This is a genomic window from Armatimonadota bacterium (assembly GCA_022563855.1).
Lineage (GTDB): Bacteria > Armatimonadota > Fimbriimonadia > Fimbriimonadales > Fimbriimonadaceae > JADFMN01.
This window is the reverse complement of sequence record JADFMN010000001.1, coordinates 149,365-166,953: the sequence shown is the minus strand read 5'-3', so window position 1 is coordinate 166,953 and position 17,589 is coordinate 149,365. Positions and strand designations below refer to the sequence as shown.

19 protein-coding genes are annotated in these 17,589 nt (G+C 58.9%); 13 read left to right on the top strand and 6 right to left on the bottom strand.

Features of this window, described 5'->3' with window-relative positions; genetic code table 11:
* Positions 1-85: 85 nt before the first annotated feature.
* The 8 genes from ffh to IH944_00710 are packed head-to-tail and all read left to right on the top strand — an operon-like array spanning position 86 to position 5,719.
* Positions 86-1,411, top strand: coding sequence for a signal recognition particle protein (gene ffh, locus IH944_00745; protein ID MCH7903074.1), 1,326 nt, complete (start codon positions 86-88; stop codon positions 1,409-1,411).
* 35 nt (positions 1,412-1,446) lie between these two features.
* Positions 1,447-1,995 carry a 30S ribosomal protein S16 gene (rpsP, locus tag IH944_00740; protein MCH7903073.1) on the top strand — a complete coding sequence of 183 codons (549 nt, stop codon included), beginning with the start codon at positions 1,447-1,449 and terminating at the stop codon, positions 1,993-1,995.
* Positions 1,996-2,000: 5 nt separating this feature from the next.
* Positions 2,001-2,237 carry a KH domain-containing protein gene (locus IH944_00735; GenBank protein MCH7903072.1) on the top strand — a complete coding sequence of 79 codons (237 nt, stop codon included), beginning with the start codon at positions 2,001-2,003 and terminating at the stop codon, positions 2,235-2,237.
* 4 nt (positions 2,238-2,241) lie between these two features.
* Entirely contained in the window at positions 2,242-2,772 is a 531-nt protein-coding gene (gene rimM / locus IH944_00730; protein MCH7903071.1) for a 16S rRNA processing protein RimM, read from the top strand.
* Positions 2,769-4,040: a GTPase ObgE gene (gene obgE / locus IH944_00725; GenBank protein MCH7903070.1), complete on the top strand. Its 1,272-nt coding sequence runs from the start codon at positions 2,769-2,771 to the stop codon at positions 4,038-4,040. The genes rimM and obgE overlap by 4 nt, the downstream gene beginning before the upstream one ends.
* Complete coding sequence (gene nadD / locus IH944_00720) at positions 4,040-4,630, top strand: nicotinate (nicotinamide) nucleotide adenylyltransferase (protein ID MCH7903069.1); 591 nt, start codon at positions 4,040-4,042, stop codon at positions 4,628-4,630. Before obgE ends, nadD begins: the two co-directional genes overlap by 1 nt.
* 7 nt (positions 4,631-4,637) lie before the next feature.
* The gene (gene rsfS, locus IH944_00715) at positions 4,638-4,979 is read left to right on the top strand and encodes a ribosome silencing factor (GenBank protein ID MCH7903068.1); all 342 of its coding nucleotides are present in this window, start codon (positions 4,638-4,640) and stop codon (positions 4,977-4,979) included.
* Between the two features lie 11 nt (positions 4,980-4,990).
* Positions 4,991-5,719 (top strand): hypothetical protein, encoded by a 729-nt coding sequence (locus tag IH944_00710; GenBank protein MCH7903067.1) that lies wholly within the window; start codon positions 4,991-4,993, stop codon positions 5,717-5,719.
* Here IH944_00710 and IH944_00705 read toward each other — a convergent pair.
* From IH944_00705 to IH944_00695, 3 genes are read right to left on the bottom strand one after another with little or no spacing between them, the layout of a single operon-like run.
* Entirely contained in the window at positions 5,716-6,348 is a 633-nt protein-coding gene (locus IH944_00705) for a haloacid dehalogenase (protein MCH7903066.1), read from the bottom strand. The genes IH944_00710 and IH944_00705 overlap by 4 nt on opposite strands.
* Complete coding sequence (gene radC / locus IH944_00700; GenBank protein ID MCH7903065.1) at positions 6,345-7,004, bottom strand: DNA repair protein RadC; 660 nt, start codon at positions 7,002-7,004, stop codon at positions 6,345-6,347. The genes IH944_00705 and radC overlap by 4 nt, the downstream gene beginning before the upstream one ends.
* Entirely contained in the window at positions 6,995-7,903 is a 909-nt protein-coding gene (locus tag IH944_00695) for an RluA family pseudouridine synthase (GenBank protein ID MCH7903064.1), read from the bottom strand. Before IH944_00695 ends, radC begins: the two co-directional genes overlap by 10 nt.
* A 65-nt stretch (positions 7,904-7,968) precedes the next feature.
* Between IH944_00695 and IH944_00690 the strand changes: the two genes are divergently transcribed.
* Genes IH944_00690 through IH944_00680 form a run of 3 tightly spaced genes read left to right on the top strand, consistent with a single transcriptional unit; the run spans position 7,969 to position 13,455 of the window.
* Entirely contained in the window at positions 7,969-10,011 is a 2,043-nt protein-coding gene (locus IH944_00690) for a hypothetical protein (GenBank protein ID MCH7903063.1), read from the top strand.
* 46 nt (positions 10,012-10,057) lie between these two features.
* Entirely contained in the window at positions 10,058-13,045 is a 2,988-nt protein-coding gene (locus IH944_00685; GenBank protein MCH7903062.1) for a leucine--tRNA ligase, read from the top strand.
* A 5-nt stretch (positions 13,046-13,050) separates the two neighbouring features.
* Positions 13,051-13,455 carry a tetratricopeptide repeat protein gene (locus tag IH944_00680; GenBank protein ID MCH7903061.1) on the top strand — a complete coding sequence of 135 codons (405 nt, stop codon included), beginning with the start codon at positions 13,051-13,053 and terminating at the stop codon, positions 13,453-13,455.
* 8 nt (positions 13,456-13,463) lie between these two features.
* Here the strand turns inward: IH944_00680 and IH944_00675 are convergent, their stop codons facing one another.
* Positions 13,464-14,144 carry a 16S rRNA (guanine(527)-N(7))-methyltransferase RsmG gene (locus IH944_00675; protein ID MCH7903060.1) on the bottom strand — a complete coding sequence of 227 codons (681 nt, stop codon included), beginning with the start codon at positions 14,142-14,144 and terminating at the stop codon, positions 13,464-13,466.
* A gap of 40 nt (positions 14,145-14,184) precedes the next feature.
* Here IH944_00675 and IH944_00670 point away from each other — a divergent pair, with 40 nt between their 5' ends.
* Entirely contained in the window at positions 14,185-14,463 is a 279-nt protein-coding gene (locus IH944_00670) for a hypothetical protein (GenBank protein MCH7903059.1), read from the top strand.
* A 3-nt stretch (positions 14,464-14,466) separates the two neighbouring features.
* On the opposite strand, the gene IH944_00665 is transcribed toward IH944_00670, so the two are convergent.
* Positions 14,467-16,269 (bottom strand): hypothetical protein, encoded by a 1,803-nt coding sequence (locus IH944_00665; GenBank protein MCH7903058.1) that lies wholly within the window; start codon positions 16,267-16,269, stop codon positions 14,467-14,469.
* 121 nt (positions 16,270-16,390) lie between these two features.
* Between IH944_00665 and IH944_00660 the strand changes: the two genes are divergently transcribed.
* Positions 16,391-16,834, top strand: a complete 444-nt coding sequence (locus IH944_00660) for a DinB family protein (GenBank protein ID MCH7903057.1) — start codon at positions 16,391-16,393, stop codon at positions 16,832-16,834.
* Here IH944_00660 and IH944_00655 read toward each other — a convergent pair whose 3' ends face one another.
* The gene (locus tag IH944_00655) at positions 16,835-17,506 is read right to left on the bottom strand and encodes a hypothetical protein (protein ID MCH7903056.1); all 672 of its coding nucleotides are present in this window, start codon (positions 17,504-17,506) and stop codon (positions 16,835-16,837) included.
* Positions 17,507-17,589 lie beyond the last annotated feature (83 nt).

The following is a 17,589-nucleotide window of genomic DNA, read 5'->3' as shown; positions in this document are numbered from 1 at the left end:
ACTACGCCTACTTTAACGTCGGGCGTTCAAGTACGTTCCGTTAGACCGGTCGTCTGTCCTATCGAACGGTACACTCGGCGATCGAATGTTCGACAATCTGACTAGCAGGCTGACCTCCGTTTTCGCAGGCTTAAGGCGAAAAGGTCGCCTCTCCGAGGACGACGTCAAGGCCATGCTGCGGGATATCCGCGTTGCGCTGCTCGAGGCCGACGTCAACTTCACAGTCGCCAAGAAGTTCATCGCCGACGTTCAGGAGCAAGCGGTCGGCGAGGGCGTCTTCACTGGGCTGGACGCGGATCAAACGCTGATCAGAATCGTTCGAGACGAGCTCGTGAGGCTTCTGGGCACGTCGGATACGCCGATGAACTGGTCCCCTTCCCCGCCGACCGTGATCCTGATGTGCGGCCTGCAAGGCTCGGGCAAGACCACGACCGCGGCCAAGCTGGCCAAGCACCTCGCGGAAAAAGGCAAGAAGCCGATCATGGTCGCCTGCGACGTTCAGCGGCCGGCTGCGATCAAACAACTGCAGGTGTTGGGCGAGCAGATCGACGTTCCGGTTTACAGCGAGGAGAACGGCAACCCAACAGCGATCGCGCGCGGAGCGATCAAAGAAGCGAAGCGACTTTTCAAGGACGTGGTCATCGTCGACACGGCAGGACGACTCACGATCGACGACGCCATGATGAGCCAACTAAAGTCGATCTCTGGCGCCATCTCCCCTCACGAAGTTTTCCTCGTCGTGGACGCCTCGACCGGGCAGGAGGCCGTGAACGTCGCCGACGCGTTTCACAAAAGCATCAACCTCACCGGCACCATATTCACCAAGATGGACGGTGACGCTCGCGGCGGCGCATTGCTCAGCGTCAGAGCGGCGACGGGAGTTCCCGTCCGGTACGTCGGCGAAGGCGAACAGCTAGAAGAGCTGGCACAATTCCACCCGACCCGCACAGCCGAGAGAATCATCGGCATGGGCGACGTCATGGGGATCATCGAAAAGGCAGAGCAGGCAGTCGATGTCGAAGAAGCCCTGGACATGCAGAGGAAGTTGAAATCCGGAAGGCTGGACTTCCACGACATGCTTCAACAGTTCAGAATGATCAAGAAAATGGGGCCGCTGAAAAACGTGATGAAGATGATCCCTGGTATGGCAGGGGCAATTCCGGAGGAGGCTCTAGACCAGGTAGACGAAGGGCAAATGGCCCGTGTCGAGGCCATTATCCTGAGCATGACGCCCGCCGAGAGGTCGAATCCTGATATACTGAATGGCTCGCGGAAGCGGCGCATCGCCTCCGGCTCTGGAACGAGCCCCGAGGAGATCAACCGCTTGATCAGCCAGCTTGGCATGATGCGCAAGCAGATGAAGCAGTTTTCAAAAATGGAAAAGCGCATGAAGACGCGACGTCGTCGCTAGCCGCCAGCAAACGCACAGGAGCTTAAGAAAAACACTTGGTAAAGATTCGACTGAGAAGAATGGGCTGCCGACACCGGCCGTTCTACAGGATCGTGGTTGCTCCGAGCACGGCACCGCGGAACGGCAAGTTCAAGGAGCTGCTAGGAACTTACGACCCGCTAAAGACGCCCTCAGAGGTGAAAATCAACAAGGAGCGTGCGCTGTACTGGTTGATGACCGGCGCTCGGCCGACAGAGACCGTTGCTTACCTTCTCAAGAGAGAAGGCGTGTTGCAGGAGTTCTTCGGCAAGAGGCCAAAAGCTGAGCGCGGGTACAAGTTTCTCGATAAGCGGACGGCGACCATGAGCAAGAAATCGGTCGTCCAGGAAGCACCTGCAGCAGCCGTTCCTGCGGAATCTCCCGTCGAAGCCGCTCCAGCAGAGCCATCCGCAGCACCAACCGAGGCACCTCCAGAGGCCGAAGCGCCGGCTGCACCCCGCGCCGAGGCGGAGAAGCCTGTAGAACCAACCGAGACAGCGCCGTCAGAGGAAAACTCTGTCGAGCCGCCTGTCGCTGACGAACCATCGAGTGAGAAGTCCGAATAATGAGCTTGAAGAACCTCGTAGAGACCGCCGTCCAGATGTTGGTCGAAGAACCGGACGCAGTGACGGTCGAAGAGTCAGACGATCGCGGAACGAAGGTTTTCGAAGTCCGCGTTGCGCCGCCCGACGTCGGAAGGGTCATTGGCAAGGAGGGTCGCGTGATCACGTGCGTGCGGCAGCTTGTTGGCGCAGCCGGTGCAAAAGAGCAGACTCGGGCTGTCGTCAAAGTGATCACAGACGATTAGGAAAATGAGCGGCCGGAGCCCGGCAGAAGACGAAGAGACGATTTCAATCGGGCGAATAGTTGGACCGTTTTCGATGGAAGGGGCGGTGAAGGTGAACCCGCTCACAGATTTCCTTGAGCGGTTTGAAGCAGGTCGCACGGTATTGATCGATTCTCGCCCCTACGTGATCCAGTCTTGCTCTTGGTACAGGGGGAAGGGGAGGATGAAACTGGAAGGGGTGTCGACGCGCGAGGCGGCTGAGAATCTAAAGTGGAAGTACGTGGATGTTCCGGCCAAAGACGCTCCCATCCTTGAATCAGACGAGTTCTTGTCGGCGGACCTCGTCGGCCTTACCGTTGTCGAGGACGGCGTCGAACTCGGAGTCGTCGACGAGGTCGTTCGCACTCCGGCACATGATCTTCTGCGGATCGGCGCGACGTTGATCCCGGCCGTCAAGGCGTTCATCAAACACGTTGACCTAGAGCGCGGCGTGATCGAAGTGAGCTTGATCCCTGGCCTCCGACCGACCGACTCCGCACAGGAGAAAGTAGATTGAGCCAGTTCATCGACGAGCTCAAACTGGAGTTTGAATCTGGCAGCGGTGGCAAGGGCGCAGCGTCGTTCCTTCGTGAGAAACATATGCCCAGGGGCGGTCCGAATGGCGCAGACGGAGGGCGAGGAGGCGACGTCGTGCTCGTCGCAGACCGACACCTGCGCACGCTCTTCGATCTGCGGTTCAGAAAGAGATACGCGGCAAGTGCAGGCGTGAAAGCAGTCGGTGCGAAGTCGGGCCGCAACGGTGAGTCGATCACGATACGCGTGCCGGTTGGGACTGTCATGACTGACGAGGAGACCGGCGAGCAGCTCGTCGATCTAAGCGTGGACGGGATGCGTTACACAGTCTGCAAGGGCGGTAAGGGCGGTCGAGGCAACTTGCACTTTACGACCAGCGTACGCCAAGCCCCGAAGATCGCGCAGAACGGCGCTCCTGGCGAAGTGCGGATCGCGCGACTTGAGCTGAAGCTCATAGCAGACGTAGGTCTCGTTGGTCTCCCAAACGCCGGCAAGAGCACTCTGCTCAGCAGCCTGACGGCGGCAAAGCCTAAGATCGCCGACTATCCGTTCACGACGATCACGCCCAATCTTGGCGTCCTTCAGGCAGGAGGCAAATCGTTCGTGATGGCAGATATGCCCGGCCTGATCGAAGGCGCAAGCGAGGGGCATGGGCTGGGCATACAGTTTCTGAAGCACGTTGAGAGAACGAAGGTCTTGGTGCACGTCGTCGACTGCTTCCCTATCGACGGCTCAGAACCGGTCAAGAACTTCGAACTCGTCACCTCGGAGATCGTGCTGTACTCGGCAGAAGTATCGGAGCGCCCCATACTGATCGCCCTCAACAAGATCGACGTCTGTGAGCGCGAGCATTGGGAGGGTGTTTTGGCCAGCCTAAAGAAGGTGTCCGACAACGAGATCTTCCCGATCAGCGCAGTCACGGGTAAAGGCACTCAGGAGTTGATTTTCGCGATGCTGAAGCTAGTCGAACAGGCCGTCAGCGAGGAGCTGCCGAGCGTCCTTTCGCCAGAGTTCGCTCGGCGGCGCGATCCGAGCTGGTCTGTAGCTCGTGCATACGACGGCTGTTACATCGTGAAGGGCGACCGGCTGACCAGGTTGGTCGCAATGACGCAGCTGGACAGCTCCGAGTCGCTCGAGTACTTGCACAGGCGCCTGCAGGAGATCGGCGTGATATCCAAATTGCAAGAGTTGGGCGTCGAGGCCGGCGACACTGTAAAGATCGGGGAGTGGGAGTTCGAGTACAGGGACTGATGATGAAGTACGCTGTCTTCGGAGGCACGTTCGATCCGCCACATACCGGTCACCTGGCGATCGCAAAGGCGGCTCTTGAGGCTCTCGACATCGATGAATTGATCTGGATTCCTGCCGCGAAGAACCCGATCAAGAGGTGGTCGAACACGAGTCCCCAGAGCAGGCTGGCGATGGTGCTGTCGATGGTCGAAAGCGAGCCCAGAATGTCCGTTAGCGACATCGAGATCACTCGCGGCGGCGATAGCTTCGCCATCGACACGATCAAGGAGCTCAGAAAGGTGAGGCCAGGGAAATACTGGTTCGTCCTCGGATCCGACGCCCTTAGCACGATGACGTCTTGGAAGCAGCCGGAAAAGCTCTTGGAGATCTGCCGGCTGCTCGTTGTCGCACGCTTCGGCACGGAGCTAGGGAACGTCCTAGACCAGCTGCCGAAGTACGTACAATCGTCGATAGACGTCGTTGACGAGCGAATCAAAGATATTTCGTCTACGATGATTCGTGACGCAATACCCGACGGGTCGGACTTCGACCATCTCGTGACAAAAGAAGTGGCAAAATACATTGAAGAACAACAGCTCTACAGAGAGTAATACAAACATGACAGCTGGAGAAAAAGCGGCGAAAATCGTCGAGTACGCGGACGACATGAAGGCAGTGGATATCGAGAGCCTCGACGTACACGAGAAGACCTCGATCACGAGTTACATGGTGGTTTGTACCGGCACCAGCGACACCCATGCAAACGCCATCATCGAGCGCGTCCGAGAGAAGATGCGCGAGGAGGGCGTTCGTCCATCTCGCAGAGATGCGACCACCGGCGGATGGCTCCTGTTGGACTACGGCGACGTGATCCTCCACGTCATGCTTGAGGAGAGGCGGCAGTTCTATGATCTTGAGACCTTATGGAGTACCATGAGAGTCGATCCTTCGCTCCAGTAGTGAGGCGCGCGATGACCGCAGACGACATGCAAGAACCGAAGCCTGACGAGGCCGCAGGCGTTGTGAAGGAGGAGGCACAGCTCCCCGATCCACCGTCGGAGGAAGACTTGGCCAAAGCTGAGCGATTGTTGCAAGAGTCCTCCCTGGCTCAAATCCGCAACCAAAACCTCGCCGCCGAACGCCTGTTGAAGGAAGCTGCGGAAATCGCGCCCGGATCCGCTGCTGTTCAGGCAGCCATCGGTGACGAGTTTCAAGCCCGCGGGCAGTACAGCAAGGCTCGCAAAGCGTACTACTTGGCGCATCAACTGAAGCCGGACGAAGTCGCGTACGAAACGAAGTATGCCGAGTCGATCCTCGGAGGATCATCCATGTCCTCGCTAGCCATCAGCAACTCATTGGCCGAGCAGTACGCAAGCGCAAAGTCCGCGGTCATCCTCTCGGTGTTCTTTTGCGGGCTCGGTCAGATCGTTTCTGGAAGGCGTGCACAGGGCGGAGTTTTGATGGCGATCTGGCTCCTCGGACTGGGGTGGCTGTTCGGGACGAGCGACGGTATTTCAGGCCTCGTGGGACTTGCAGGCATCAGCGCAACACCGGGCAACTCCTTGATGCTGATCCCTGCAGCAATGATCATCGTCTCTTGGCTGACATCCATAGTTTCGGCCAGCGGCCAAGCAAAGGGCAGTTCGAAGAGGTCGATCGACCGCCCCATACCGCCGGGCGAAGGCGACTTCGAGCTTTAGTCGCCCTTCGCCGCGCGCAGTTCGTCAATCAACTCTCTCTGCACCTGCGTCATCGTCAGGTCGCTCCTCGTTCGCTCGATCACAGCGCGAAGAGCGTCGCAAGTCCTTCTCAATCCGCCAGTGAGTTGGTCGGGGTAGTCCAACGTGATGAGCTCCGAATAGATGCTGTCCATCTGGTCCAAGAGCCGCTCTGCCTCTGAGAGGCTGCCCATTCGCATCTCGTCCAGCACGTACCGCCTGCATTCGCTCGCCGCCTCTCCCATGCCGTTCAGGTAAGCGACCGCGCCGACCCCGAGATCATCTGGAGACGGCAGCGGCTGTTTGCGGACGAGAGCCAGCACCGCCGCTGCCTCGACCATCTCCTTCTCGGCGTCCTTCAGGTAGGGGGCGTAAAAGATCTCCGGGTGAGGATGCATCGACGCCCTTGCCGACTTTGAAATTCCCCTTGCCTCGGTCAGCAAGGCCTCTGCTTCGTCGAACTGGCGTCGGTGGATGTGACGAATGCACCTCGACGAAACCTGGATCAGTTTGCGGCACGCCTGCAGCCCCGCCTCCCGAGCCTCGTGCCTTCCGTCCATCTCCGGTTTGATGCTTGAAACTATCGCGCTCCAACGCTCTTGAAAGCTCATAAGTGTCCTCGCTCCTGCAGGCTGACGAACTTATCATGCCCGATGATTACGTGATCCAGCAACGGGATATCCAGCATCTTGCCGACCTCGGCCAGGCGCTTCGTCACGGAGATGTCCTCCGGGCTCGGCTCCGGATCGCCGCTCGGATGATTATGAACGACGATCAAGCTCGCTGCGCTCTCGCGAATCGCGTCGCGGAACACCTCGCGCGGCCCGACGACGCTCATGTTGACCGTCCCGATGTGTACCGTCCGCGTGGAGATAAGCACACCCTTAGAATCTAGAAACGCCGCGCAGAAGTGTTCTTGCTTTTCTCGCTCCAGCCACTTGAACATTTCAGCCACCGCCTCTCCGGAATCCAAGATGACGGCCTTGCCGCTGCTGGCCTCTGAGGACCGACGGCCCAACTCGATCGCAGCCAACCGCTGCAGCGCTTCGAACGGCTCGAGGCCTGATGAATCGCGAAGATCGTCGGAGCTGATTTCCAGCAGGCGCGATGGCCCCAACCGTTGGAGCAGGCGACGGGCGTCGGCCTCGCAAGCTGCAACGTCGGCAGGTTCGCGAGCTAGGACAACGGCCAAGAGATCGATGAGCCCAGCCCCACCGACGCCTCGGCTCTGGACGCGATGGATCGCCCCGTCTCTTTCTATTTCCATTGTTTAAACCCCTCAATTCCGATCATATCACGATGAATGAAGTCTGCCGGCGGCTCGACGTACACTTCGCAGGCCTTCTTCGTCCGCGGATGTTCGAACGATAGCAGCCCGGCGTGAAGCTGCAGCGGCCCCTTCGACCACGGCGGCTTTGCGTACAGGACGTCCCCTCTGATGGGCCAGCCGAACACCGACAGATGCACGCGAATCTGGTGCGTGCGCCCGGTTTCGAGCTTGCACGCGGCGAGCCAGCCAGCTTCGACGCTGCACAACTTTCTAACGTGCGTGACCGCCGGCTTCCCCGTCTGCTTGACCGTCATCAACGTCGGAATCCCTTGATGCCTGCCGATCGGCGCGTCGATGCTGAACTCCTCCTTGTCCGTCTCGCCTGCAACGACCGCCGCATAGCACCGCCCAGCCGTACGGTCCCGGATTTGATCCGCCAAAGCAACGTGCGCAAAGTTGTTCTTAGCAACTAGCATCAGGCCTGTGGTGTCCTTGTCTAGCCGATGCACGATACCTGGCCGAAACCCACCTCCTTCATCGCTCAGATCGTGAGAGCGAGCGAGCAGAGCGTTGACGAGCGTCGTCGGCCCGAGCCCCGGCGCAGGGTGCGATGCCATACCGCGAGGCTTGTTGACGACCAGCATGTCGTCGTCCTCGTACCGCACGTCTAGCGGGATGTCGGCCGGCTCCAGGTTGAGCGGCTCCGGCTCCGGAATCTCACCGACTTCGACGACCTGGCCGGTCTTCAGCTCGAGCGAGGGCATGGTCGCCACTTCCCCCTCGACGGTCACTTCCCCGCCCTTGATCGCCCGGACAATTCGAGTCCGGCTGTAGTCGGGCATCATCCGGGCCACGAACCGGTCCAAGCGCTCCTTACCCTCGGCGATCAGTGGCATACGTTTATTCTGCGCTATCTCTGAACCCGAATACGCGCGCGGCGTCTATCCTAATAGGCGTCATCATGATACGTTGCCCGTTTGTACGCGTGATCCTTCTTGGGGTTCTGCTGCTTCCCACGCTCTCTCTAGCTCAAGAGAGGATCGTCTCGTTCAGAGCCGAGGCCCAGACTGTGCCCGACCTGATCGCGGCGATCAATCGCGAGTTCAACACCGAATACGCCGCCGACACAGCTCTCAAGAGCGATATCGTCTGCGTCCAGGTCACAGATGTTCGCCTATCCGATCTTCTTGAAAAGATTGCGGAGGTCACGGCCTCTCATTGGATTCAGCGAGCCCGGGCACTGACGCTCGAACCGTCTAGGGTTTTTCGCGCCGAGGAATTGAAGGCCGAGGTCAGTTCGAAGCGCGAGTCTTTCGAGCGGCAGCTGAAGAGCTATGAGCGATCCTGGCAGCGCATGGGAATCGATCCTGGCATGAAGGATTTGTTGCCCCTGGACAAGATCGCTGCACAGCCGGTCTGGACCGTAAAGGTATTCGCGGTCTCTCCGACGGCTGCACAGAAACGATTGGACAGTCGCCTGCCAGGAATGTTAGGAACGAACTGGCTGCAAAATCGGCAACGCCGCAACAGGAACAGTCAGATTGAGATCGGTTCCTATCAGGACCTGCATGTCGTCAGTCGATACAACGGGAACAACGTGCAGATCACGATCAATGCGACTGACGCCAACGGCGCCATCATCGCCGGCACTTCGTTCACCCTTATTCAAACCGAGAGGTTTTCTCGAGCGGCTACGCCTGATGGCGGCGGCGAAGGCGTGGTCATCGCTCTCGATCCCGTCCGTCGCGAGTTTGCAAAGCTCTGGACCTCGCTCACGCAATCGCCGACGTCCGACGTCCCCCAGTTCGTAGCAAAATACCTCGCGATAGATCCGAATCTCAAGGCGGGCGTCGAGCAGTTCATCATGAGCGCAGCAACCGTCGAGCCGCTGTCAGTATTCGTCTCTCCGGTACTGAATGAAGCAGCAAGGCTCGAAGGCCGTGACCTGGTCGCACTCCTGCCCGACAGAGCGATGTCACTCGGGAACTACGTTTTTGGAGCCGCGACCATCCGATCTCTGGCAGCGTTGCAAAGTCTCGACAAATCAGTCCTTCGCACCCAGCGCGATGGTGACTGGACGATCCTCTCGCCGATACAGCCGTCGCAGGCTAGATCGGACAGGATGGACAGGCGCAGACTCGGCGAATTGGTGCAGAACGTGCGCGCCTCCGGGGATCTGAATCCGCTAGAACTTATCAACAACCTTCCTCGCAAGGCTATGGGCTCGACCGAGCTCCTGCCTGGGTACCTGGGCTACTTTGACATGAGCGTGGCGGGAAACGCGATCAATGCGTTCTCCAGACAGTTTTCAACTTTCAAAGCGCTTTCTACGCTGCCCAGGTCGATGTTGCTGACCGCGCTTGCTGGAAGCGATGTGACGGAAACCCAGCTTTCGGGCTCGGCTATCAACTCGGTCAGGCAGGATATTTTCACTCGTCGATTGCCAGTTACGAGAACAACGAACATCGCGTGGAGCAACACGTTAACCATTGGCAGTCAGGGGCAGATTCGCTCTGCCCTGCCAGGGCAGGCGAGAGTAAGTCCGCCAATCGAGGTCACCGACCTACTCCAACACAGGTTCTCGGAACTTGCAGTAACGATAGCGCCGGCGTCGAAAGACATGCTCCAAGGTCGCAACGAAGAACGCCGGTTCATTCAAAGATCGACCGTCGGTGAATTGGCCTACGCCAATGCGATCGCAGAGATCGGCAAATCGAACGCGCGGTGGGATGGAATCCTCGTCTGCAACGAGTTCATGCCGGTGAAACAGAGGTACTGGACGATCACTTACCGGTTCGCGGATGGCCTCACGGCGACGACGTTGGTCAGCTGGATCGAGCCAGACTTCAAGATTGGCTGGCGGGCTTTCGACGCACTTGGTCAAAGTTACGCCGACCAGTACGAAGTCGCTTACCGAGGGTCGATCGCCAAAATCCAAAGGGCGCAACAAGCTGGTGCGAAGAGGCCAGTGAGCAGGCGACGGATTCCACCGCCGCAGAATTAGGCTCTATTGATCCGTTTGGCGCTGGCACTCAGATAGAATCAGCGCCATGCGGAGGCGGTATGAACCTGATCAGTTCGAGGCCCGTTGGCGTGAGCGCTGGCGAGACGCAGACCTCTTTCGCACCCGCGACGAGGACGGCCGCCCGAAGTTCTACGCGCTCGACTACTTCCCTTATCCGAGCGGCGCCGGACTGAGCGTCGGGCACTGTCGCAACTACATCCCGACCGACGTTCTTTGCCGCATGAAGTACATGCAGGGGTTCAACGTGCTGCACCCCATGGGGTTCGACGCGTTCGGCCTGCCCGCCGAGGTCGAAGCGCTCAATAGGGGCGTTCACCCCGCGCCGATGATCGACGAGTACGCCGCTAATTATAAGAGGCAAATGGAACTGATCGGGATCGGCTTCGACTGGTCGCGGTCGTTCAAGTCCTCCGATCCGCAGTACTACAGGTGGACGCAGTGGATTTTCAAGCTGCTGTTCGAGCGCGGTCTCGCTTACCGCAAAGACGCGGCGGTGAACTGGTGCGCATACGATAAGACGGTGCTTGCCGACGAGGAGGTCGTCGGCGGCCTGTGCTGGCGGTGCGACAACCCTGTCGAGAAGAAGAACATCCCGCAGTGGTTCTTCAAGATCACCGAGTACGCCGACCGGCTAATCGATGATCTGGACGATCTCGACTGGCCGGAGGGGATCAAGAATCAGCAGCGCAACTGGATCGGTCGGTCGGTGGGGCTTGAGTTCGAGATGTCATTGGCTGTGTCGCCTGCTGGAGCGTCGGCCACTTCGCCGTCGCCTGGCAGTCGCCAAGTGGACGAAGGGTCAGATCCAGAGCTCGAAGCGCTCAAAGCAGAGGTCGCTGCTGAGGGTGCGACAGCCGATCCTGCCGTCACTGAGAAGATCGAAGAGATCAAGACGAAGCTCGACGACAAGGCTGCTGAAGCTGCTGCGGGACAAGCGGAGTTTGAGCGAGCCGCTGCCGCGATCGGCGGAACGTTGGGTGCGCTCGAAGCCAAATTGCCGATCAAGAAGCACTCCTTCAGAGTTTTTACGACCCGTATCGACACGATCTTCGGCATGACGTTCTGTGTGCTCGCGCCGGAGCACCCTCTAGTAAATGTGATCATAGGGGTCACGGACGCCGAGCACAGTGCGGCGATCTATGGGTACTGCGAGAAGGCGAAAGGGCTCAGCGACATCGACCGGCAGGCGACGAACCGTGAGAAGACCGGCGTCTACACGGGAGTCGACGCCATCAACCCAGCAAACGGGAAGCGCGTGCCGATCTGGATCGCCGACTACGTAATGATGGGCTACGGCACCGGCGCGATCATGGCCGTGCCAGGGCACGACGCGCGCGACTACGAGTTCGCGAAGAAGTACCGGCTCGACGTCGTGCCGGTCATAGCACCTGTTGGCGCGGAGGGACTCTCTCCCCCTTGGGGGAGAGCTGGAGAGGGGGCGGCGGCAGATACCGGTGAAACCCCCTCCCTAACCCTCCCCCAAGGGGGAGGGGACACTTCGGAAGAAGCGTTTGAATCCGCTTTCAGCGTATCCCTTCCGTTCTCCACCGAAGACGGCGTGATGATCAACTCCGGCGAGTACACCGGCATGACCGTCAAAGACGGACAGAAGAGCCTCTCAGACTGGATCATCGCAAACGGCTTTGGCGAGGCAAAGACTAACTACAAGCTCCGTGACTGGCTCATCAGCCGGCAGCGGTACTGGGGCTGCCCGATCCCGATCATCCACGACAAGGACGGCGAGATGCACGCGGTGCAAGACGACCTCTTGCCGATCGAACTTCCGGACGTCGAAAACTACGAGCCGCCCGATGACGGGACCGGCCCGCTCGCGCTCATCCCAGATTTCGTCAACGTCACCGATCCGGACGGTCGGCTGGGTCGCCGCGAGACCGACACGATGGGCGGATTCGCCTGCTCTTCGTGGTACTTCCTTCGCTTCTGCGATCCGCACAACTACGACGAGGCGTGGAGCAACGATGCAGCCGAGCACTGGATGCCGGTGGACTGCTACGTCGGCGGCGCGGAGCACGCTGTGATGCACCTGCTGTACGCCAGGTTTTGGACCAAGGTGCTGTACGACGCGGGGTATGTGAAGGTCAAAGAGCCGTTCGCGCGCCTGATGAACCAAGGCATGGTGCTCGCACCGACTCCGTACCGAAGACCGCGCGAAGGTGAACAGCTGAAGGTCGGCGAAGATGGCATCCAAATAACGGCAGAAGAAGCACGCCAGCTACCAGAGGACGAGGTGTTTTGGCGAGACGCAAAGATGTCCAAGTCAAAGGGGAACGTCGTCACTCCGGAACAAGCGGTCGAGAGACACGGTGCCGATGGCCTCCGAGTGTTCGAACTGTTCGTCGCTCCGTTCGAGCAGTCGTTCACGTGGTCGGAAGAAGCTATTCAAGGCTCGACCCGGTTCCTGTCTCGCGTCTTCAAATTAGCAGCGGAACTAGCGAAACATTACGTCTCGGACTGGCACAGCGAGATCGACTCTGTCGGCAAGGACGGCATCATACGCGATGTGCGACGCGCAACGCACCAGTTGATCGCAGGAGCAACGAAGGACATAGAGTCGTTTAGCTTCAACACCTACATTGCGAAGCTCATGACTCACGTCAATACGATCAACGCCCTTCTTAAACGTGCAACAAAGCCTAGCGACGACGAGAAACTCGCGCTAAGCGAAACTCTGGACAGCATGATCCTCGTGCTGTCGCCCGCCGCGCCGCATACGGCCGACGAAATCTGGAGCGACATAGGACATCGCGAGTTCGTCTACGAGGCTAGCTGGCCGATCGCGAACGAGTACCTCGCGAAGCCAGAAGAAATCACGATTGCGGTGCAAGTAAATGGAAAACTCAGGGACACGATCACGATGCCGGCAGATGCGTCCGACGAGGAGCTCGAAAGCAGCGCCAAGGCATCTGCGACCGTTCAGAAACACCTCGAAGGAAAAACCGTGCGAAAGGTGATCGTTGTGCCCGGACGTCTAGTCAACATCGTGGCGGACTGAGGGATATGTTCCGTCGGCTCTTGGCTCTTGCGGTTCTCGTCGGTCTTTGCGCTGTGATCTACTTCGCGTTCAAGAACCGTGATGTTGCCGACCGGTCGCCAGCCATTACTGCCGCCAAACAAGAGTACGAGGAGCTCAAGATGAAAGCGGAGGAAATGATTTCCGGCCCTCTTGAGAAGTTCAAAAACGGGGTCGATCTGCTTGAATCCGAACGGAGTATCCTCGAGGAGTCCCTCATCGATCTGCGACGAATGATCGAGCTTGATCCAAACGAGCCGTCAGCAGCCGTCTCGATGGCGGAGACCCTCCGGGCGCTTGGCAGAATCGACGATGCGAAGGCCGCTCTCGAGCAAGCGCTTGCATCCAATCCAAACTATCAGCCTGCTCAAGAATTGCTTGAGTCGCTATAGAACTCAGGCTAGCCGCCCAGGGGAGCCTTGCGAATCTCGGCCCAGGATCTTGGGAATCGCTTCGGTGTGCGACTCGTCTTTTCATAGATCGGAAAGCATCGCACGACGTCAGTCGTCGGAAGCGTGACGTCGACGACCTTCGAAAGAGCCAGCCCGAGCTTCGCGAAATCGCTATCACGGAAAAGCTCTCGCTCAGACGGCGTTCTGAACGGGATCAGAAGTCCACCGACTTTCAGCGGTGCAGCAGAAATCTCCAGCTGTGCAGGCAAAGGTGCAACTGCACGCCCTGTGACGATATCGAACTCTTCGCGAACGCCCCAACTCTCTGCTCGCTCATTGACGACACTCAGGTTTTCGAGCGGCTGGTCACGTAGAACGAGCAGCATTTTGCTCGTACCATCAAGCGCAGTCACACGGATATCGGATCGCACACAGGCCAGCGGCCACGCCGGAAACCCTGCGCCCGAACCGATGTCGAGAACTGTAGATCCGCTAGGGATCAGCGGCGAGACGAGCAGGGATTCGACAAAGTGACGCACCGGGCACTCCTCTTCCGGCACGCGAGTGAGATTCACGGATCGATTCAGCTCGTACAGCGCCCGCCCAAACTGTTCAAAGCGCGATATCTGCCCGTCGTCAAGCGGCAAGCCGATCGACTTGCAGTATTCAATGACAGGCTGAAGGTCCATCGGAGCGGGGGCAAGATTACCTTCGGATACACTGCGTGCCATGCGCCTGCCGTCCAACGCATTGCGTTACGGTCTGCCGATCGCGATCTCTGGACTTGCTATCGCGGCCTGTGGTCTCGCGGCAGGGCGAATCTCACCGATCGCGCCGATGGTGCTGTTGTTCTGCGGGGCGTTCGTCTATCTGCCAGGTTCCTTTCTCATCGTGATGTCGCCACCGACAGAGGAGAAGAAGCGAAAGATGATGCGCTTACGGTTCGTTCGCCTCGCGTTCGCCGCAGTCGTGATCGGCCAAATCGTACAGATTGCGAACGGCGCTTGACGACTAACGGGAGCCAGCCGGCCGAATCGTGAGCGTCGTCGGATAGCTCCCGCCGGAAAGGGGGATCGTCTCGAGCGTCACAACCTTCTCCTGTCCTGGCTGCACGACGTACCGTGCGACGATCTCGCTCTCCTTTGGCTGCAGCATTCTTGTCCGTTTGGCCAGCCCGTCAATCCTGAAAACAGCGCCGCCGTACCCCGCGCTCGCCTCGTACTCGATCACGATCTCGACAGGCGCCGATGTGGTGTTCACCATCCGTACCGTGACGTTGTAGACGACGCCGAAATTGCCAGACAGGCTCCCTTGACCGTCGCTGCGGCCGATCGCATCTTCACCAAAGCGGACGAAACCGAACTGCCCGCCAGTCTCATACGTAACGTGGATCCTCTTGGTGGGATCGGGGTACGTGTGCGATCTTTGACCAGTCAGATTCATCGGAAACTCGTGCAGTTTTCGCGGCAGTATCGACGCCCAGGTGTGTGGTTCTTTGGCTGCATCCTTCCACTGCTGGTCCACGTCGGTCGCCCAGAACGCGTCCCCGATCAACAGCAAGTTGCCACTGTTCCCCATGAGTCGCAGCGTACACAATCCGCTCATCGTCTGAGTTGGGCCTAGTCGACGAATGCTGAGCGGAACCATGCTGTGCGCTGGTACTGTCGCAACCGCCGCACTGCTCTTCGCCCATCGCTTCAAATACATTTCGCCAGCCTGGTATCCGGCCAGGGTTGGGTTTTCAACCGGATCGGACTCGCCCATGCTGATCGCCACGCGAACGGGTTCATCGCCGGTGTTGGCCAGCACGAACTGCATGATCATCGGCCGAGACGACCTGTTTCGGTGATGGTAGAGCAGCCTTGCGCCAGAACCCGGTTCCAGCTTTGCCCAGTACAGCCGCTGAGGCGCCGTTACTTGCTCCGGGTGGTTGCTGTACCAAAGCTCTGCTTCAGCAAACGCCTCAGCGCCGACGTTCTTGACGTTGACCGCCACTTCGCGGCTGGTCGTCAGGTGGCCAGGAGCTGAGACCATCACCAGCGGATTCATCGTCGCCCGCTGACTGGGAACCAGCTGTGGCGTGCCGCTCTCGCGGATGAACTGTACGTTAGCGTCCGCACCTGCTCTGATTTTAGCCATTACCGCCGATCGGATCGTGGCCGCAACCAAGCTGGCATCGGCAGGGCGGCCAAGCACGATCGCCTCCACGGAATCCGGCAGCTCACCAGCTGGCGGTGCAACGCGAACTGCCAGGATTCTCGTGACTGAACCGGTCTTCACCGTCACGACCGCCTCACCTGTAACCCTTCCCGTTATGCGCAAGGACCAGTCACGCTGCACAACGTCGCACACCGTCTGCGGCGTCACTGTAACAACCGCCTTGCGAGCTGCATAGCCTATCAAACTCACGCCTGCGGAGGCTCCGGGCGACAGCTCGATTCGGTTAGGATCGATGTCGAGCGGTCCGAGGGCGGCTGCGCGATTGATGCTAGAAGCGACAGCGGTCGCCAGGTCCAGCCGGGTGGTCTCCGACGCGAGCGCCTCGGCGACCGTCACCGTAAGGACGACCTGGTCGTCCATTTTGACCAACCAGTACTCTCCTTGCTGTTCTGTGAACGCCGCCTCATCGTCAACGCTCAGCAGGATCTCGACGATTCTTTCGGCTCGTTGTACGGGTGACAGCCCGCCAGCGGGTGTCAAGACCTCATGGATCGGGAGGCCGTTTACGATGACCGTAGCCCCGTTGGACGTTGCGTCGATCGTCCGTGCGCTTGGACTCACGGCGAGCGCTAACAACGCCAAGATCGTTCCCATCTACCAGTGCAGACGTGTAAAAGGCCTCTTTGGACTCCCAGGCCCTGTTCAAGCTTTCAACACAAGGACGAAGGTTCCGTTCGGGGCCGTCTCACTACACATACACCGCTAAACTGACGGCATGGATCAGAGTACAGCCTCAGAGATGCTGCGACAGATCATCGAGGGTGTCGATATCACCGCGCCGAAGTCGCTCCTCCGCAACATCACCAAAGAAAAGGCGGCGTTGCGAATGCCGGCGTTCCCGTATTCAATTCTAGAAAACCTGTGGCACGCCGACGTGTGGCAAATCATCTGGGTCGACAAGCTCGAGGGGCGCAGGCAAGAGGGAATTTGGGAGAAGAACTGGCGCACGCCACATCCAGACGAGTGGCCGGACGTGCGAGCGAGCTTTCTAGCCAACATTGAAAAGGCGCACGCGATCGCGTCTGCCAAGCCGTTCCGGCACAAGATGAAGTCGAAGGACGCCGCCGTCAAGACGCTGGTGCAGTTAGCGATCCACGACTCGTATCACATCGGCCAGATCACGCTGATCAAGCGCGTCTTGCGAAAGTCGAAGACGTGATTACTCGTGGACGTACGCCCACCCGCTGAAACGTTGGACGGAGCCTCCGTACATTCGCTTCGGATAGTCGTTGGCCGGCCAGTAGATGAGCCGGTCCCAATTTGCACCGCCCATGGTCGTCTCAACCAAAAGTTCGTATCCACCTGTGCCGTCTCGGTCCGTAGAGTACTCCCAGGGTCGATACAGGCGACTTCCTGTCTTTGGAATGCTACGACCACCAAAGACGTCTTCCAGACTCTCCGGATAACGTCCGTGTTCGGATCGATACCCCTCGATGGCACTGACTACAGGCTCGCCGTTGGCGATCAACCGCTCGACACCCATGTCGAAATAGTCACTCCTAGCAATCTTAAATGGGAGAGCGAAGTTGAACACTGCAATCACGACCAGCGTCGGTGACCACCGGACTAGATTCCCGTAGTTTTTCTTCTTTACTGCCCTGACCCAGAGGACGATGATGACCGGAAGGAACGCCAGTATCTGACCGAGGGCAACTAATTGCGAAATGCCCATCAGGAAGAGTAGAACGCTTCCCGATCGTTCCGAGCCTGGCTGAAACGCAAGGCTGTGCCAGTAGCAGTAGGCTCCGAGGCTCATCGGGATCAGCAGTACGGAAAGGACTGCCTGCTCTATGATCCAACCCCGGTTCGGCCTGCTATTCTCGCCACTCACCCCTCTAGTATACGAAAGGCCCGCTCATTGGCACTCTCGCTGGTACACTGCCAGTACGATTTGGGAGACAAATCCACACTGCA